This window comes from Citrobacter sp. Cpa228, from assembly GCF_030333085.1.
Taxonomy (GTDB): domain Bacteria; phylum Pseudomonadota; class Gammaproteobacteria; order Enterobacterales; family Enterobacteriaceae; genus Citrobacter; species Citrobacter pasteurii.
Genome location: NZ_JAOWGQ010000036.1, coordinates 25,188 through 41,363, shown reverse-complemented (window position 1 = coordinate 41,363; position 16,176 = coordinate 25,188). Strand labels below are relative to the sequence as shown.

Here is a 16,176-nt window from a genome sequence, read left to right as displayed (position 1 = left end):
ATATATGAGAAACGCAACGTTCTATCTTCTGGACAATGACAACATCGTTGATGGCTTAAGCGCCGTTGAACAACTGGTGTGTGAAATTGCCGCAGAACGTTGGCGGGCTGGCAAGCGCGTGCTGATCGCCTGTGAAAACGAAAAGCAGGCTCTTCGACTGGATGAAGCCCTGTGGGCAAGACCAGCAGAAAGCTTTGTTCCACATAATCTGGCGGGTGAAGGCCCCAGAGGCGGCGCCCCGGTAGAGATTGCCTGGCCGGAAAAACGCAACAGCAGCCCGCGCGACCTGCTCATCAGTTTGCGCGTTGGCTTTGCAGATTTTGCCACCGCTTTCACAGAAGTGATAGACTTCGTTCCTTACGAAGATTCTTTGAAACAATCGGCACGCGATCGCTACAAAGCTTACCGCGTGGCTGGTTTTAACCTGAATACGGCAACCTGGAAATAATGGAAAAGACATACAACCCACAAGATATCGAACAGCCGCTTTACGAGCACTGGGAAAAGCAGGGCTATTTCAAACCTAACGGCGATGAAAGCAAAGAGTCCTTCTGCATCATGATCCCGCCGCCGAACGTCACCGGCAGTTTGCATATGGGTCATGCTTTCCAGCAAACCATCATGGATACCATGATTCGCTACCAGCGCATGCAGGGTAAAAACACCCTGTGGCAGGCGGGAACCGACCACGCGGGTATCGCCACCCAAATGGTGGTTGAGCGTAAGATTGCCGCTGAAGAAGGTAAAACCCGTCACGACTACGGTCGCGAAGCGTTTATCGACAAAATCTGGCAGTGGAAAGCGGAATCCGGCGGCACCATTACCCGTCAGATGCGCCGTCTCGGCAACTCCGTTGACTGGGAGCGCGAGCGCTTCACCATGGACGAAGGTCTTTCCAATGCCGTGAAAGAAGTCTTCGTTCGCCTGTATAAAGAAGACCTGATTTACCGTGGCAAGCGCCTGGTAAACTGGGACCCGAAACTGCGCACCGCCATCTCTGACCTGGAAGTGGAAAACCGCGAGTCTAAAGGCTCCATGTGGCACATCCGTTATCCGCTGGCCGACGGCGCGAAAACCGCAGACGGTAAAGATTACCTGGTGGTGGCGACCACTCGTCCGGAAACCCTGTTGGGCGATACCGGCGTGGCGGTCAACCCGGAAGATCCGCGTTATAAAGACCTGATTGGCAAATACGTTGTCCTGCCGCTGGTCAACCGCCGTATTCCTGTCGTTGGCGACGAACACGCCGATATGGAAAAAGGCACCGGCTGCGTGAAGATCACCCCGGCGCACGACTTTAACGACTATGAAGTCGGGAAACGTCACGGCCTGCCGATGATCAACATTCTGACCTTTGACGGCGACATCCGCGAAACCGCGGAAGTGTACGATACCAAAGGCGAAGAGTCCGACGTCTACTCCAATGAAATCCCGGCTGAATTCCAGAAGCTGGAACGCTTTGCCGCGCGTAAAGCGGTGGTTGCCGCCGTTGATGCGCTCGGCCTGCTGGAAGAAATTAAACCGCACGACCTGACCGTGCCTTACGGCGACCGTGGCGGCGTGGTTATCGAGCCAATGCTGACCGACCAGTGGTACGTCCGTGCCGACGTGCTGGCAAAACCGGCGGTTGAAGCGGTTGAAAACGGCGACATCCAGTTCGTACCGAAGCAGTACGAAAACATGTACTTCTCCTGGATGCGCGATATTCAGGACTGGTGTATTTCCCGTCAACTGTGGTGGGGTCACCGTATCCCGGCATGGTACGACGAAGCGGGCAACGTCTACGTTGGCCGTACCGAAGACGAAGTGCGTCAGGAAAACAACCTCGGCGCTGACGTTCAGCTTCGTCAGGACGAAGACGTTCTGGATACCTGGTTCTCCTCCGCGCTGTGGACCTTCTCTACCCTCGGCTGGCCGGAAAACACCGATGCGCTGCGTCAGTTCCACCCAACCAGCGTGATGGTTTCCGGCTTCGATATCATCTTCTTCTGGATTGCCCGCATGATCATGATGACCATGCACTTCATCAAAGATGAAAACGGCAAGCCGCAGGTTCCGTTCCATACCGTCTACATGACCGGTCTGATCCGTGACGACGAAGGCCAGAAGATGTCCAAATCCAAGGGCAACGTGATTGACCCGCTGGATATGGTCGACGGTATCTCGCTGCCGGAGCTGCTGGAAAAACGTACCGGCAACATGATGCAACCGCAGTTGGCTGAGAAGATTGCCAAACGTACCGAGAAGCAGTTCCCGAACGGCATCGAACCGCACGGTACCGACGCCCTGCGTTTCACCCTGGCGGCGCTGGCTTCTACCGGTCGCGACATCAACTGGGATATGAAGCGTCTGGAAGGTTATCGTAACTTCTGTAACAAGCTGTGGAACGCCAGCCGCTTTGTGCTGATGAACACCGAAGATCAGGACTGCGGCTTCAACGGCGGCGAAATGACCCTGTCTCTGGCAGACCGCTGGATCCTCGCTGAATTCAATCAGACCATCAAAGCGTACCGCGAAGCGCTGGATAACTTCCGCTTCGATATCGCCGCGGGCATCCTGTACGAGTTCACCTGGAACCAGTTCTGCGACTGGTATCTGGAGCTGACCAAGCCGGTGATGACCGGAGGAACTGATGCTGAACTGCGCGGCACCCGCAATACGCTGGTGACCGTGCTGGAAGGTCTGCTGCGCCTGGCGCATCCGATCATTCCGTTCATCACCGAAACCATCTGGCAGCGCGTGAAAGTGATTTGTGGCAACACCGCAGATACCATCATGCTGCAGCCGTTCCCGGAATATAACGCGGCGCAGGTAGACGAAGCGGCGCTGGCCGATACCGAATGGCTGAAGCAGGCGATCGTTGCCGTACGTAATATCCGCGCGGAAATGAACATTGCCCCAGGCAAACCGCTGGAGCTGCTGCTGCGTGGTTGCAGCGCGGATGCGATGCGTCGTGTAAACGACAACAAGAGCTTCCTGCTGAACCTGGCGCGTCTGGAAAGCATCACCGTGCTGCCAGCCGATGATAAAGGTCCGGTTTCCGTAACCAAAATCATCGACGGCGCCGAGCTGCTGATCCCGATGGCGGGCCTCATCAACAAAGAAGATGAACTGGCGCGTCTGGCGAAAGAAGTGGCGAAAATCGAAGGTGAGATTGCCCGTATCGAAGGCAAGCTCTCCAACGAAGGTTTCGTTGCTCGCGCACCGGAAGCGGTGATCGCCAAAGAGCGTGAGAAGCTGGACGGTTACGCAGAAGCGAAAGCGAAGCTGATTGAGCAGCAGGCGGTCATCGCCGCGCTGTAAAGCCGTTTGCCGGATGGCGCTTGCGCTTATCCGGCCTACAGGCACCGTCAACGTAGGTCGGATAAGCGTAGCGCATCCGATACCGCAGACAATAAAAGCCTCTGACGCATATGCTCAGAGGCTTTTTATTGAATTATCCTCGCTTGCGCTTCCCCTCACCGCAGTGGTATTAACTGCATATGTCTCACTTTTATGTCATGAGTTCGCTATGAGTGCCATTACCTCCGTCGCGGCAACGCTGCGCCGAATTTCTGCCGATGATAACGCCGCAATTGCCCGCGTTATCCGCCAGGTTTCCGCTGAATACGGCCTGACCGCCGATAAAGGCTACACCGTTGCCGACCCTAATCTGGACGAATTGTTCCAGGTTTACAGCCAGCCGGGCGCGGCCTACTGGGTGGTTGAGCAAAACGGTGAGGTCGTGGGCGGCGGTGGCGTGGCGCCGTTAGGGTGTAGCGAACCAGACATTTGCGAGCTGCAAAAGATGTACTTCCTGTCGAGCGCGCGCGGTCAGGGGCTGGCGAAAAAACTGGCGCTGATGGCGCTTGAACATGCCCGTGAGCAAGGTTTTAAGCAGTGCTATCTGGAAACCACGGCGTTTCTGACTGAGGCAATCCGCTTGTATGAGCATTTAGGCTTTGAGCACATCAGCGAAGCGCTGGGCTGTACCGGGCACGTAGATTGTGAAGTGCGGATGTTAAAGCCCCTCTGACCTTACGCCGAGGGGCTTTAGCCGCGTTACTGCATCTCGGCTGAGAGCATTAGTCGAATAACGCCGGCCGCGCGCGCGGTTGGCAGTTTCAGCACCTGTGACCATAAATCTTGCACCATTTCACAGACGACTTTCTCTTTGCCCACGCCTTTACTCGGATCGGCCATGATTTGGATATCCGGTCCAAAGCGCTGTACCAGCCCCGGACTGATGGATTGCAGATCCTGAAGCGCCAACTGTTTTTCTTCCGCCGTAACCGTATGTTTGTTCGGGCCATAGGCCGCGTGCATCATACTCATATCGCTGGCCATACGACGGTTCATGAGCTCGCGCGGAATAATACGCACCGGGTTAATCCCGCCTTTCACCGCCGGGAACAAAAAGCGAAAACATTCGTCATTGCCCACTTTTGCCACCGCGGCAATCTGTTCGAGATTAATCTTCATATACTCGATCACGTTGGCATCAGGCGCCTGCTGCAAACGTGCCATCTGTACCTGCAGGATCTGCGGCTGAATAGCGTCGATAATCTGTTGCTCGCTTTTCCCCGCCTCTTTCAGCTGCGTTGCCTGGGTGAGGATGTTCTGCCACAGCGCTGGCTCCTGCTCCTTAAGCACCTGATAAACGGGCATGGACAGCATCGCGTTTTCAAATTTCTGCGCATCAGTCAGACCATAATCCGGGCTTTCGCGTGGGATCAGGTAGTGCACATCAAACAGATTCCACGCGATAATCGCCACCACAAAGACCACCACGCCGGAGAGCTTGCCCAGCCAGCCTTTTTTGCGAAACATTCCCACGACGATAGCAATCACCGCCCCGATATAACCCGCCAACAATACGTGTGTCCAGTTCATTAACCATCCTTATGCCAAACAGTTGCTATTGCGGGGATATATTTCCCCTTCGTGTATTTTGATTATTACGGCAGCAGCGAGCGATTGCCAGCCACCAGATTTTGCTAACGGGGACAGGGGGGTTAAACCGCACGGCAATGTCTGCCGCGCGTCAGAGAAGGAGGCTAAGCGGGCACGCCGCTGTGAAAACGGAATTCATCGTCGGGAGAAGTAATCAGCGCGGCTTCTACTTCGCCAAAGAACCGCACCCGGCTACTGATATCGTCAGCAGAAACCTGCTGCGCCAACGCCAGATAATCCTGATAGTGCCGCGCCTCAGAACGCAGCAGTGACAGATAAAATGCCTGCAGATCGTCATCCAGATACGGTGCCAGCGCGGCGAACCGTTCACAGGACCGCGCCTCAATGTAGGCCCCGCAAATCAGCTTATCGATTAGCGTCAATGGCTCATGGGTGCGCACCTCTTTGAGCATACCTTTGGCGTAACGGCTGGCAGTAATTTTGACGTAGGGAATGTTGCGGCTCATCATCGCCTCACGTACCTGCCAGAAGTGGTGAAGTTCTTCTTTGATCAGTAACACCATGCTGTCGATAAGCTTGCGCCCCCACGGATCGTCGGTTTGCGGCATTACGCTTTTGCTAATCTGTTTATTGAGCGCGATAAAGTCCGGTTCATCCCCTTCTCTGAAAGCATACGCCTCATAGGGTTTCAGCCAGTCCAGCAGCGCCTGCGCTCCCTGTTTATCGGCGACATATTTACGCACCAGCAGCATAGCCGTTTGCGCCGCTTTCAGTTCGCAGACAAGGTGATCGGTCAGTAACAGAGGGAGATTCGCCGGGTCTCGCGCTTTATCAAGCCAGGCCTGGGGCGTTTTACAGTGCAGGAAGCTGTGGATCGGGGAGAGTATTTGCAGGTAATCCATACGTTGTCCTTGGCCTACGGCAGCAGATGCCACCGTAGGTCAGCAGATGACTTAGTGACGCACGCCGTCATCATCTTCGTCGACGAAGTCTTCATCGTCGCCGTCTTCACCTTCTTCGCCGTTAGGGTCTTCGAAATAGGTACCCCACCCGTCGTATTCCACTTCAAATTTTTCAGCCAGATTCATCAGCTGTTCAACCTGAGCGTCGATCAGTTCGGCATTCAGGGCGCATTCGCTGAGAATGTCACAGCAAATAACCGTGTCGCCTTCTTCCACTTCCAGCTCTTCAGGCTCGGTCACTTCATAACCCAGTTTGAAGGCTTCTACTGCCGCTTTTTCCAGGGTTTCAAAGTCATCCGCGGAAAGGTGATGTTCGATGGTGTACAGCGCGTCTGGATCGCTACCATCTTCGAGTAACTCTTCAATAATCAAGCGCGTTTCTTCACGCTGTTCTTCCAGTAGTTCCGGGTTTGCCATAGCTCGTTCCTCATAATGTCCTGCCGATACTCTTATTGTCACATACCGCTGACATTGCCTCCACCTTTCCAGGAAAGATTTGTTAAACAAGGTTGCAAGTGAATAAACATCCATATAAATTGAATTTTAATTCAATAAATGGCTTAAGCCATGTGAGGGAACCATGTCTACGTTTTATCAGAAGCACTTTTTGAAATTGCTCGATTTCACCTCTGCTGAACTCACGTCACTGCTCCAGCTCGCCGCGCAGTTGAAGGCGGATAAAAAAAACGGCACAGAGGTCGCTCAACTCACCGGTAAAAACATCGCGCTCATCTTCGAAAAAGACTCAACCCGCACCCGTTGCTCTTTCGAAGTTGCCGCATACGATCAGGGCGCGCGCGTCACGTATCTCGGGCCAAGCGGCAGCCAGATTGGTCATAAAGAGTCGATCAAAGACACCGCCCGCGTGCTCGGTCGTATGTACGACGGTATTCAGTATCGGGGCCACGGCCAGGAAATTGTCGAGACGCTGGCGGAATACGCCGGGGTTCCGGTATGGAACGGATTAACTAACGAGTTTCACCCCACCCAGTTGCTGGCAGATTTGCTCACAATGCAGGAACACCTGCCGGGTAAAGTGTTCAATGAAATGACGCTGGTTTATGCAGGCGATGCACGTAACAATATGGGTAACTCCATGCTGGAAGCCGCCGCGTTAACCGGGCTGGATCTGCGCCTGGTTGCGCCGCAGGCCTGCTGGCCAGAGGAAAGTCTGGTTGCAGAGTGCAAAGCGCTGGCACAGAAAAACGGCGGCAATATTACGCTGACCGAAGATGTCGTCGCGGGCGTGAAAGGTGCGGACTTTATCTATACCGACGTCTGGGTATCGATGGGCGAAGCGAAAGAGAAGTGGGCCGAACGTATTGCGCTGCTGCGTAAATATCAGGTTAATAGCGCGATGATGGCGTTGACCGGCAATCCACAGGTGAAATTCCTGCACTGCCTGCCAGCGTTTCATGACGATCAAACCACGCTTGGCAAACAAATGGCACAGGAATATGGTCTGCACGGCGGGATGGAAGTGACCGATGAGGTCTTTGAATCCCCCGCCAGCATCGTGTTTGATCAAGCGGAGAACCGGATGCACACCATAAAAGCGGTGATGGTGGCGACGCTGGCGAAGTGAGGGCATGGATGAAAAGAATGCCGGATGGCGATGCTAAGCATCTTATCCGGCCTACAACCGCGCTCCCGTAGGCCGGGCAAGGCGAAGCCGCCTCCGGCAAATACACTTATGCCACCAGCATTTTCACCACGGCTTTACGTACCAGCGCCGGAGCGCCGACCGCGCACAGCGGTTTATGCACTTCGCCCGGATAGAACACCACGAAGTCCCCCTCGTTAAGCACCACCGTTTTCTCTTCAGCCCCTTCCGGCAAAAAGGCGATGTCTTTATCCGCCAGCCAGTCGGTTTCCGGTGCGCCCGCAGGCTGCGTGCTAAAAGTCATGCCTTCCTGACCTTTGAGCAGGATCTGGATATCCAGATAACGGGCGTGATACTCGGCGCGACGCTGGGCAAACGGCTCCGTCATATCTTCGGCAATCAGATAAAACAGGCGATCGCCGTCAATGTCGTGCTTACCTTTTTCCGTCGCATCCGTCACGTGCGCTTTGATGTGTTCAATCGCCTGACGCAGCTCTTCCGGCAGCCAGGCATCCAGGTTGTGAATATTGCCGACAATCATCTCAAACCCCCTTAATTAAAACAACGTTTCATTTTTATAGTTATACGAAAAAACCACCTGCCATACTACTGCTATTTGCCGATATTTTGCGTCAACGCATGTTTATCGCTGATGGTGTTAAATAATTGCTAACTCTCAGCAACAGGTTATGCATAAACTTTGCATAACTTTCGGCTACCCTTTTTCAACCTGATCAGTAACATACTGTTATTAAAAGTTTTATTAGAAAAACCAGCTATCGATCACAGTTCACCTCTCCTTCGCTATCCTTCTTCATCGTCATATTTATTTTGAAATAAACTTTACCGCGCAAATAATAAAATCATATATTCGCATAATAATTCACAACACAGAAAAAAGCACAAATAAATCAATGCATTACTTATATTGTAGCACACTAAAAGTGTACATAAAATTAACACCGATAAATAACAAGACATATTCCCGCGTAGTAATTCAATTATTCATGTTTTTATTTTATTAATTCTCCGAGCCATATCATAAATTAAACATCAAAAGTCAAATATCGACCTGACTGTGAAATAAATCACGTTTCCTCATCAAATAAGATCTAAATATAGATTCCGAAATCAGCTGAAAAGTCATGACTGCAATAAATATTATTTGCAGGCACATCCTCTTTATTTTTTAAAATAGTATTAAAGGAATAATGATGGAAAAGCATTATGTCGGGTCTGAAATCGGTCAATTACGTAGCGTAATGCTACATCGCCCTAATCTCAGCTTAAAAAGGCTGACGCCATCAAATTGCCAGGAACTGCTTTTTGATGATGTTCTTTCGGTAGAACGTGCAGGAGAAGAACATGACATTTTCGCCAACACGTTACGTCAGCAAGGGATTGAGGTTCTGTTACTCACTGATTTATTGACACAAACCTTAGATGTCCAAGATGCCAAAGACTGGTTGCTGGAGACACAAATCTCTGATTATCGCCTTGGCCCCGCTTTCGCTACCGATATTCGCGCATGGCTTGCAGATATGCAGCACCGGGAGCTCGCCCGGCATTTAAGCGGCGGGCTAACCTACGGGGAAATTCCTGCTTCCATCAAAAATATGGTGGTCGATACTCACGATATTAATGACTTTATTATGAAGCCATTGCCAAACCACTTATTTACTCGCGACACCTCCTGCTGGATATATAACGGCGTATCCATTAACCCGATGGCAAAAACCGCACGCCAGCGGGAAACCAATAACCTGCGAGCAATTTACCGTTGGCATCCACAATTTGCCGATGGTGAATTTATTAAATACTTCGGCGATGAAAATATTAATTACGACCACGCCACATTAGAAGGTGGCGATGTGCTGGTGATTGGTCGCGGCGCGGTACTCATCGGTATGTCGGAACGCACCACGCCGCAGGGCATTGAGTTCCTTGCCCAGTCGCTGTTTAAGCATCGCCAGGCTGAACGTGTCATCGCGGTTGAACTGCCGAAACATCGTTCCTGTATGCACCTCGATACCGTCATGACCCACATTGATATCGATACCTTCTCCGTCTACCCGGAAGTGGTACGCCCGGATGTCCAGTGCTGGACCCTGACGCCAGACGGGCGCGGCGGCCTGAAACGCACCCAGGAAAGTACGCTGGTACACGCCCTCGAAAAAGCGCTGGGCCTCGACCAAATCACGCTGATCACCACCGGGGGCGACGCCTTCGAAGCTGAACGCGAACAGTGGAACGACGCCAACAACGTCCTGACGCTGCGCCCCGGCGTGGTGGTGGGTTACGAGCGCAACATCTGGACCAACGAAAAATACGACAAAGCCGGTATCACCGTTTTACCCATTCCTGGTGACGAACTGGGACGCGGACGCGGCGGCGCGCGCTGCATGAGCTGCCCACTGGAACGCGACGGTATTTAAGGAGACGTTATGGAAAACAAACCTACTCTGGTTGTGGCGTTGGGCGGCAATGCGCTGCTCAAACGCGGTGAACCGCTGGAAGCTGACATCCAGCGCAAGAATATTGAGCTGGCGGCAAAAACTATCGCTCAGCTTACGCAGCAATGGCGCGTGATTCTGGTGCACGGCAATGGCCCGCAGGTTGGACTTTTGGCGTTACAAAACAGCGCTTATGACCACGTCACCCCTTATCCGCTCGACATTCTCGGCGCGGAAAGTCAGGGGATGATTGGCTATATGCTGCAACAAGCGCTGAAAAACCAGCTGCCACAACGTGAAATTAGCGTCCTGCTGACTCAGGTTGAAGTCGATGCCCACGATCCAGCCTTCAGCAATCCGACCAAATATATCGGACCGATTTACGACGACGCTCAGGCTAAAACGCTTCACGCGGAAAAGGGCTGGATTTTCAAAGCCGATGGCAAAGCGTTCCGTCGCGTTGTGCCCTCTCCACAACCCAAACGTATCGTTGAAAGTGACGCTATTCGCACATTGATCGCCCGCGATCATCTGGTGATTTGCAACGGCGGAGGCGGCGTACCGGTGGTGGAAAAAGCCGATGGCTTCCACGGTATTGAAGCGGTGATCGACAAGGATCTCTCCGCCGCCCTGCTCGCCCGCCAACTCCATGCCGATGCGTTGCTGATCCTCACCGATGCTGACGCCGTGTACCTAGACTGGGGCAAACCTACCCAGCGCCCGCTGGCCCAGGTCACCCCGGAACTGCTCGGTGAAATGCAATTCGACGCCGGTTCAATGGGCCCCAAAGTCACCGCCTGCGCGGAATTCGTCTCTCACTGTCGTGGGATTGCTGGCATCGGTTCACTGGCCGACGGTTCGGCCATTCTCGCCGGCGACAAAGGCACGCTAATTCGTCCCGAAACCACCGACGCTCACGCTTAGGGCTTTTTTTGCCGGATGGCGGTTGCGCCGCCTTATCCGGCCTACATAAGGACATTTTCATGACTGTTAACCTGAAAAATCGCAATTTTCTCAAACTGCTGGACTACACCCCGGCGGAAATCCAGTACCTGATCGATCTGGCTATCGAGTTAAAAACGGCAAAAAAAGCCGGGCGCGAAAGGCAAACGCTGGTCGGTAAAAACATCGCACTGATCTTCGAAAAAACCTCCACTCGCACCCGCTGCGCGTTTGAAGTCGGTGCTTTCGATCAGGGCGCACAGGTGACCTACCTCGGCCCAAGTGGCTCGCAGATCGGTCATAAAGAGTCGATGAAAGATACCGCCCGCGTGTTGGGTCGCATGTATGACGGCATCGAATACCGCGGCTACGGCCAGGAGATCGTTGAAGAGTTAGGTAAATTTGCTGGCGTCCCGGTCTGGAACGGGCTGACGAATGAATTCCATCCTACGCAGATCCTCGCGGATCTGATGACCATGCTGGAACACGCTCCGGGTAAAACCTTACCCGAACTGAGTTTCGCTTACCTCGGTGACGCCCGCAACAACATGGGTAATTCGCTGATGGTCGGCGCGGCGAAAATGGGGATGGATATTCGTCTGGTCGCACCGAAATCCTTCTGGCCGGACGAGGCGCTGGTTGCCGAATGCCGCGAAATCGCCAGCGTAACGGGCGCACGCATTACGCTCACGGACGATGTTGCAGAAGGGGTATACGACGTCGATTTCCTCTACACCGATGTCTGGGTTTCGATGGGCGAACCAAAAGAAGCCTGGGCAGAACGCGTCAGCCTGATGACGCCCTACCAGATTAACCAGCAGGTCATCAATGCGACCGGCAATCCTAACGTGAAATTTATGCACTGCCTGCCTGCCTTCCATAACGAACACACCAAAGTGGGCCGTGAAATTGAAGCGGCTTATGGCCTGAAAGGGCTTGAAGTCACGGAAGAGGTATTCGAGTCAGCGCATTCCATCGTCTTCGACGAAGCGGAAAACCGGATGCATACCATCAAAGCGGTCATGGTAGCGACACTCGGCGACTAACCCCAGCGGGCATCTGTCGCCTGGCGGCATATGCCCAAGCTATCCGGAGAACATCATGGGCAAATTCAAATTTCCCAGCGCGTATACCATCCTGTTTATTCTCATTGCGCTCGTCGCCGTTATGACCTGGATTGTCCCGGCAGGGAAATACCAGATGGCGATGAATGCTACCCTCGGCAAAGAAGTGCCGGTTGCCGGTACTTATGCCCCGACAGAGGCGCATCCACAAGGCATAACCGCTGTTCTGCTGGCACCGATTGACGGGCTTTATAACCACGAAACCTACACCGCAGGTGCAATTGATGTCGCGCTGTTTGTCCTGATCATCGGTGGTTTTCTCGGCGTGGTAAACAAAACGGGCGCCATCGACGCAGGCATCGAACGCGTGACGGTCAGGCTGAACGGCAAAGAAGAGTGGATGATCCCCATCCTGATGGGGCTTTTCGCCGCCGGAGGCACGATTTACGGCATGGCGGAAGAATCACTCCCTTTCTACACCTTATTAGTTCCGGTCATGATGGCCGCGCGCTTTGATCCACTGGTTGCTGCTGCGACCGTGCTACTCGGCGCAGGCATCGGCACGCTCGGTTCGACAATCAACCCTTTCGCGACGGTTATCGCCGCAAACGCCGCCGGGATCCCCTTCACCCAGGGAATGCTGATGCGCATTCTGCTGCTGGTCATCGGCTATGTTATCTGCGTGGTGTGGGTCATGCGTTATGCGCGCAAAGTCCGCAATCACCCGGAGTTGTCGATTGTGGCGGATAAAATGGAGGAAAACCGCGCGCATTTTCTCGGCAATCGCGGCAATGCCAATCTTGAATTCACGGCCACGCGTAAGTGGATCCTGCTGATATTCGCTGCCGCCTTTGCGGTAATGATTTATGGCGTCGCGGTACTCGGATGGTGGATGGCAGAAATATCCGCAGTCTTTCTGGCTTCCGCGATTATCGTCGGTGTGATCGCCCGCATGAGTGAAGAAGCCTTCACCAGTACCTTCATTGACGGTGCGCGGGATCTGCTCGGCGTGGCGCTGATTATCGGCATTGCGCGCGGTATCGTGGTGGTGATGGACAACGGCATGATTACCCACACCATTTTGCACAGCGCCGAAAATTTAGTCTCCGGTCTTTCCACCACCATTTTCATCAATGTGACCTACTGGCTGGAAGTATTGCTCTCCTTCCTGGTCCCTTCCTCGTCTGGTCTGGCGGTGCTGACGATGCCCATTATGGCCCCGCTGGCCGACTTCGCCCATGTGCAAAGGGATCTGGTCGTCACCGCGTACCAATCCGCTTCCGGCATTGTGAATCTGATCACCCCCACTTCAGCCGTCGTGATGGGCGGGTTGGCCATCGCTCGCGTTCCTTATGTGCGCTACCTGAAATGGGTCGCCCCGCTGCTGCTGATTCTGACGGTGCTGAACATGGTCGTCCTGAGTATCGGCGCGATGCTGTAGCCGTTTTGGCCGTCGGATCCCGACGGCTTTTTTGAGCGTGCTCTCGTTTTTCTGCACAACCGCCCGTTTGAGCCGTTATTGATATAGCAAATGTGGTGAATTTCGCCATCACATTGATACAAATGATAAACTTAGGGTGTATTTATGAAGGAATTCGATGATTACTCGACCAAAGAGCAGAAACAATTGGCGATTTGTCAGCGCCTGATTAGCGAAAAAAGCTACCTGTCCCAGGAAGCGCTTCGCCGCGATCTCCAACACCATGGTTTTACCGGAATTAGCCAGTCAACGGTATCCCGTCTGCTGAAACTGCTCGGGGCTATAAAAATAAGAAATACAAAAGGGCAAAAAATTTATTCTGTAAATCCGCAGTCGCGCCCCGCTCCTGATGCTGCCCGATCGATTGCTGAAATGGTGGTCAGCGTGGAGCACAATAGCGAATTTATCCTCATCCACACGGCGGCAGGTTATGGCCGTGCCGTTGCCAGAATCCTCGATTACCACGCGTTACCAGAGATTCTGGGTGTCATCGCTGGCAGCAGTATTGTCTGGGTTGCGCCGCGAGTTGTGCAGCGCACGGGGCTGGTGCACAAGCAGATTAACTATCTATTTAAAATGAATTAAAATTCATAAGAACCGTTTGCGGTGAATAAATTGTGCATTTTCCGCTTGATCCCATAACGGAGCTGAGTATAATCGCGGACAATTTGCCGGGAGGATGTATGGTTCAGTGTGTACGACATTTTGTCTTACCGCGTCTGAAAAAGGACGCTGGCCTGCCGTTTTTCTTTCCGTTGATCATCCATTCCGAGCCCCTCAATTGAGGGGCTTTTTTTTTGCCCAGGCGTCAGGAGATAAACATGGCTAACCCGCTCTATCAAAAACACATCATTTCCATAAACGACCTCAGCCGCGATGACCTCAATCTGGTCCTCGCGACGGCGGCGAAATTAAAAGCCAACCCGCAGCCGGAGCTGTTAAAGCATAAGGTCATCGCCAGCTGCTTCTTTGAGGCGTCAACCCGCACCCGTTTATCCTTCGAAACCTCCATGCACCGCCTGGGCGCCAGCGTGGTAGGTTTCTCTGACAGCAGCAACACGTCGCTTGGCAAAAAAGGCGAAACGCTGGCCGACACCATTTCCGTCATCAGCACCTATGTCGACGCCATCGTCATGCGTCATCCGCAGGAAGGCGCCGCACGTCTGGCTACAGAGTTCTCCGGTAACGTTCCGGTACTGAACGCCGGCGACGGCTCCAACCAACATCCCACCCAAACGCTGCTGGACCTGTTTACCATTCAGGAAACGCAGGGTCGCCTGGACAATCTGCACATCGCCATGGTGGGTGACCTGAAATATGGCCGTACCGTCCACTCCCTGACCCAGGCGCTGGCGAAGTTCGAAGGTAACCGTTTCTACTTCATCGCCCCGGACGCACTGGCCATGCCGCAATACATTCTGGATATGTTGAACGAAAAAGGTATCGCCTGGAGCCTGCACGGCACTATCGAAGAGGTGATGGCGGAGGTCGATATCCTCTACATGACCCGCGTACAAAAAGAGCGTCTGGACCCGTCCGAATACGCCAACGTGAAAGCACAGTTTGTCCTGCGCGCCAGCGATTTGAACGGTGCCAGAGCAAACATGAAGGTGCTGCATCCGCTGCCGCGCATCGATGAAATCACCACCGACGTCGATAAGACGCCGCACGCCTGGTATTTCCAGCAGGCTGGCAACGGCATCTTCGCCCGCCAGGCGTTACTGGCACTGGTACTGAATAGCGAACTGGCACTGTAAGGGAGAAAAAGAGATGACACACGATAACAAACTGCAGGTTGAAGCCATCAAACGTGGCACCGTGATTGACCACATTCCCGCACAGGTTGGTTTTAAGCTGCTGACGCTGTTCAAACTGACGGAAACCGACCAACGTATCACCATCGGTCTGAACCTGCCGTCTGGCGAGATGGGCCGTAAGGATCTGATTAAAATCGAAAACACGTTCCTGACCGACGAGCAGGTAAACCAGCTCTCCCTGTACGCCCCGCAGGCAACGGTAAACCGCATTGACGATTACGACGTGGTGGGTAAATCACGTCCGAGCCTGCCTGAGCGTATCGATAACGTGCTGGTTTGCCCGAACAGCAACTGCATCAGTCATGCTGAGCCGGTTTCTTCCAGTTTTGCAGTGAAAAAACGCGCTGATGACATCGCACTCAAATGCAAATACTGTGAAAAAGAGTTTTCGCATTATGTGGTGCTGGCCAACTAATTGGGGTTGGTTATGAGATCCCGGCTCCCTATAATGAGCGGGAACATTCTATTACCGCTGTAATTCAGGAGAAATCATGAGCAAGACTATCGCGACGGAAAATGCACCAGCAGCAATCGGCCCATACGTTCAGGGCGTTGACCTGGGTAGCATGGTAATCACTTCCGGTCAGATTCCGGTCGATCCGAAAACCGGTGCCGTAGCGGAAGACGTATCCGCTCAGGCACGTCAGTCGCTGGAAAACGTAAAAGCTATCGTTGAAGCCGCAGGCCTGAAAGTGGGCGATATCGTAAAAACGACCGTCTTCGTTAAAGACCTGAACGATTTCGCTACCGTCAACGCCACCTACGAAGCATTCTTCACCGAACACAACGCGACCTTCCCGGCGCGTTCTTGCGTAGAAGTTGCTCGTCTGCCGAAAGACGTGAAAATCGAGATTGAAGCGATCGCCGTTCGTCGCTAAGTCTCCTTGTGCCGGATGGCGGCTTCGCCTTATCCGGCCTACGCAAGCGTAATTTACAGGCCCGGTAAGCGCGAGCGCCACCGG

Annotated in this window: 19 protein-coding genes; 14 read left to right on the top strand and 5 right to left on the bottom strand. The window is 53.4% G+C overall.

From position 1 onward, the window contains the following. The first annotated feature begins 4 nt into the window (after nt 1–4). The 3 genes from holC to OGX91_RS04530 all read left to right on the top strand — a co-directional run bounded on the left by holC (nt 5) and on the right by OGX91_RS04530 (nt 4,015). Nucleotides 5–448 carry a DNA polymerase III subunit chi gene (gene holC, locus OGX91_RS04540; protein ID WP_182291083.1) on the top strand — a complete coding sequence of 148 codons (444 nt, stop codon included), beginning with the start codon at nt 5–7 and terminating at the stop codon, nt 446–448. Beyond that, nucleotides 448–3,303, top strand: a complete 2,856-nt coding sequence (locus tag OGX91_RS04535; protein WP_199947432.1) for a valine--tRNA ligase — start codon at nt 448–450, stop codon at nt 3,301–3,303. The genes holC and OGX91_RS04535 overlap by 1 nt, the downstream gene beginning before the upstream one ends. Nucleotides 3,304–3,511: 208 nt before the next feature. Beyond that, nucleotides 3,512–4,015 carry a GNAT family N-acetyltransferase gene (locus OGX91_RS04530; RefSeq protein ID WP_088902783.1) on the top strand — a complete coding sequence of 168 codons (504 nt, stop codon included), beginning with the start codon at nt 3,512–3,514 and terminating at the stop codon, nt 4,013–4,015. Nucleotides 4,016–4,041: 26 nt separating this feature from the next. On the opposite strand, the gene OGX91_RS04525 is transcribed toward OGX91_RS04530, so the two are convergent. The 3 genes from OGX91_RS04525 to rraB all read right to left on the bottom strand — a co-directional run bounded on the left by OGX91_RS04525 (nt 4,042) and on the right by rraB (nt 6,272). Beyond that, complete coding sequence (locus OGX91_RS04525; protein ID WP_040230335.1) at nt 4,042–4,872, bottom strand: hypothetical protein; 831 nt, start codon at nt 4,870–4,872, stop codon at nt 4,042–4,044. 164 nt (nt 4,873–5,036) lie between these two features. After that, the gene (gene miaE, locus OGX91_RS04520; RefSeq protein WP_005134178.1) at nt 5,037–5,795 is read right to left on the bottom strand and encodes a tRNA isopentenyl-2-thiomethyl-A-37 hydroxylase MiaE; all 759 of its coding nucleotides are present in this window, start codon (nt 5,793–5,795) and stop codon (nt 5,037–5,039) included. A gap of 51 nt (nt 5,796–5,846) precedes the next feature. Continuing rightward, complete coding sequence (rraB, locus tag OGX91_RS04515) at nt 5,847–6,272, bottom strand: ribonuclease E inhibitor RraB (RefSeq protein ID WP_005134179.1); 426 nt, start codon at nt 6,270–6,272, stop codon at nt 5,847–5,849. A gap of 163 nt (nt 6,273–6,435) precedes the next feature. Between rraB and argF (OGX91_RS04510) the strand changes: the two genes are divergently transcribed. Continuing rightward, on the top strand, nt 6,436–7,440 hold the full coding sequence (argF, locus tag OGX91_RS04510; protein WP_286625565.1) for an ornithine carbamoyltransferase: 1,005 nt from the start codon (nt 6,436–6,438) through the stop codon (nt 7,438–7,440). Between the two features lie 106 nt (nt 7,441–7,546). On the opposite strand, the gene OGX91_RS04505 is transcribed toward argF (OGX91_RS04510), so the two are convergent. Next, nucleotides 7,547–7,999: a YhcH/YjgK/YiaL family protein gene (locus OGX91_RS04505; RefSeq protein ID WP_005134181.1), complete on the bottom strand. Its 453-nt coding sequence runs from the start codon at nt 7,997–7,999 to the stop codon at nt 7,547–7,549. Nucleotides 8,000–8,672: 673 nt separating this feature from the next. On the opposite strand from OGX91_RS04505, the gene arcA reads away from it, so the two are divergent. The 5 genes from arcA to OGX91_RS04480 all read left to right on the top strand — a co-directional run bounded on the left by arcA (nt 8,673) and on the right by OGX91_RS04480 (nt 13,982). Continuing rightward, nucleotides 8,673–9,893 (top strand): arginine deiminase, encoded by a 1,221-nt coding sequence (arcA, locus tag OGX91_RS04500; protein WP_003025834.1) that lies wholly within the window; start codon nt 8,673–8,675, stop codon nt 9,891–9,893. 9 nt (nt 9,894–9,902) lie between these two features. Further along, nucleotides 9,903–10,835, top strand: a complete 933-nt coding sequence (arcC, locus tag OGX91_RS04495) for a carbamate kinase (protein WP_040230342.1) — start codon at nt 9,903–9,905, stop codon at nt 10,833–10,835. Nucleotides 10,836–10,894: 59 nt separating this feature from the next. After that, a complete protein-coding gene (argF, locus tag OGX91_RS04490) occupies nt 10,895–11,899 on the top strand; it encodes an ornithine carbamoyltransferase (protein WP_005134183.1) in 1,005 nt (334 codons plus the stop codon). Between the two features lie 55 nt (nt 11,900–11,954). Continuing rightward, the gene (locus OGX91_RS04485) at nt 11,955–13,358 is read left to right on the top strand and encodes a YfcC family protein (protein ID WP_005134184.1); all 1,404 of its coding nucleotides are present in this window, start codon (nt 11,955–11,957) and stop codon (nt 13,356–13,358) included. Between the two features lie 144 nt (nt 13,359–13,502). After that, complete coding sequence (locus tag OGX91_RS04480) at nt 13,503–13,982, top strand: arginine repressor (protein ID WP_003839609.1); 480 nt, start codon at nt 13,503–13,505, stop codon at nt 13,980–13,982. On the opposite strand, the gene OGX91_RS04475 is transcribed toward OGX91_RS04480, so the two are convergent. Then, nucleotides 13,979–14,101, bottom strand: a complete 123-nt coding sequence (locus tag OGX91_RS04475) for a hypothetical protein (RefSeq protein ID WP_085951582.1) — start codon at nt 14,099–14,101, stop codon at nt 13,979–13,981. The two genes, OGX91_RS04480 and OGX91_RS04475, sit on opposite strands and share 4 nt — an antisense overlap. Between OGX91_RS04475 and pyrL the strand changes: the two genes are divergently transcribed. The 5 genes from pyrL to ridA all read left to right on the top strand — a co-directional run bounded on the left by pyrL (nt 14,081) and on the right by ridA (nt 16,092). Then, entirely contained in the window at nt 14,081–14,182 is a 102-nt protein-coding gene (pyrL, locus tag OGX91_RS04470) for a pyr operon leader peptide (protein WP_016155570.1), read from the top strand. The genes OGX91_RS04475 and pyrL overlap by 21 nt on opposite strands. Beyond that, nucleotides 14,163–14,216: a pyrBI operon leader peptide gene (locus OGX91_RS24085; protein ID WP_106875647.1), complete on the top strand. Its 54-nt coding sequence runs from the start codon at nt 14,163–14,165 to the stop codon at nt 14,214–14,216. Before pyrL ends, OGX91_RS24085 begins: the two co-directional genes overlap by 20 nt. Before the next feature lie 2 nt (nt 14,217–14,218). Next, entirely contained in the window at nt 14,219–15,154 is a 936-nt protein-coding gene (gene pyrB, locus OGX91_RS04465; protein ID WP_003025818.1) for an aspartate carbamoyltransferase, read from the top strand. Nucleotides 15,155–15,167: 13 nt separating this feature from the next. Next, nucleotides 15,168–15,629 (top strand): aspartate carbamoyltransferase regulatory subunit, encoded by a 462-nt coding sequence (pyrI, locus tag OGX91_RS04460; protein ID WP_003025816.1) that lies wholly within the window; start codon nt 15,168–15,170, stop codon nt 15,627–15,629. Between the two features lie 76 nt (nt 15,630–15,705). Continuing rightward, nucleotides 15,706–16,092: a 2-iminobutanoate/2-iminopropanoate deaminase gene (gene ridA / locus OGX91_RS04455; protein WP_000047544.1), complete on the top strand. Its 387-nt coding sequence runs from the start codon at nt 15,706–15,708 to the stop codon at nt 16,090–16,092. Nucleotides 16,093–16,176 lie beyond the last annotated feature (84 nt).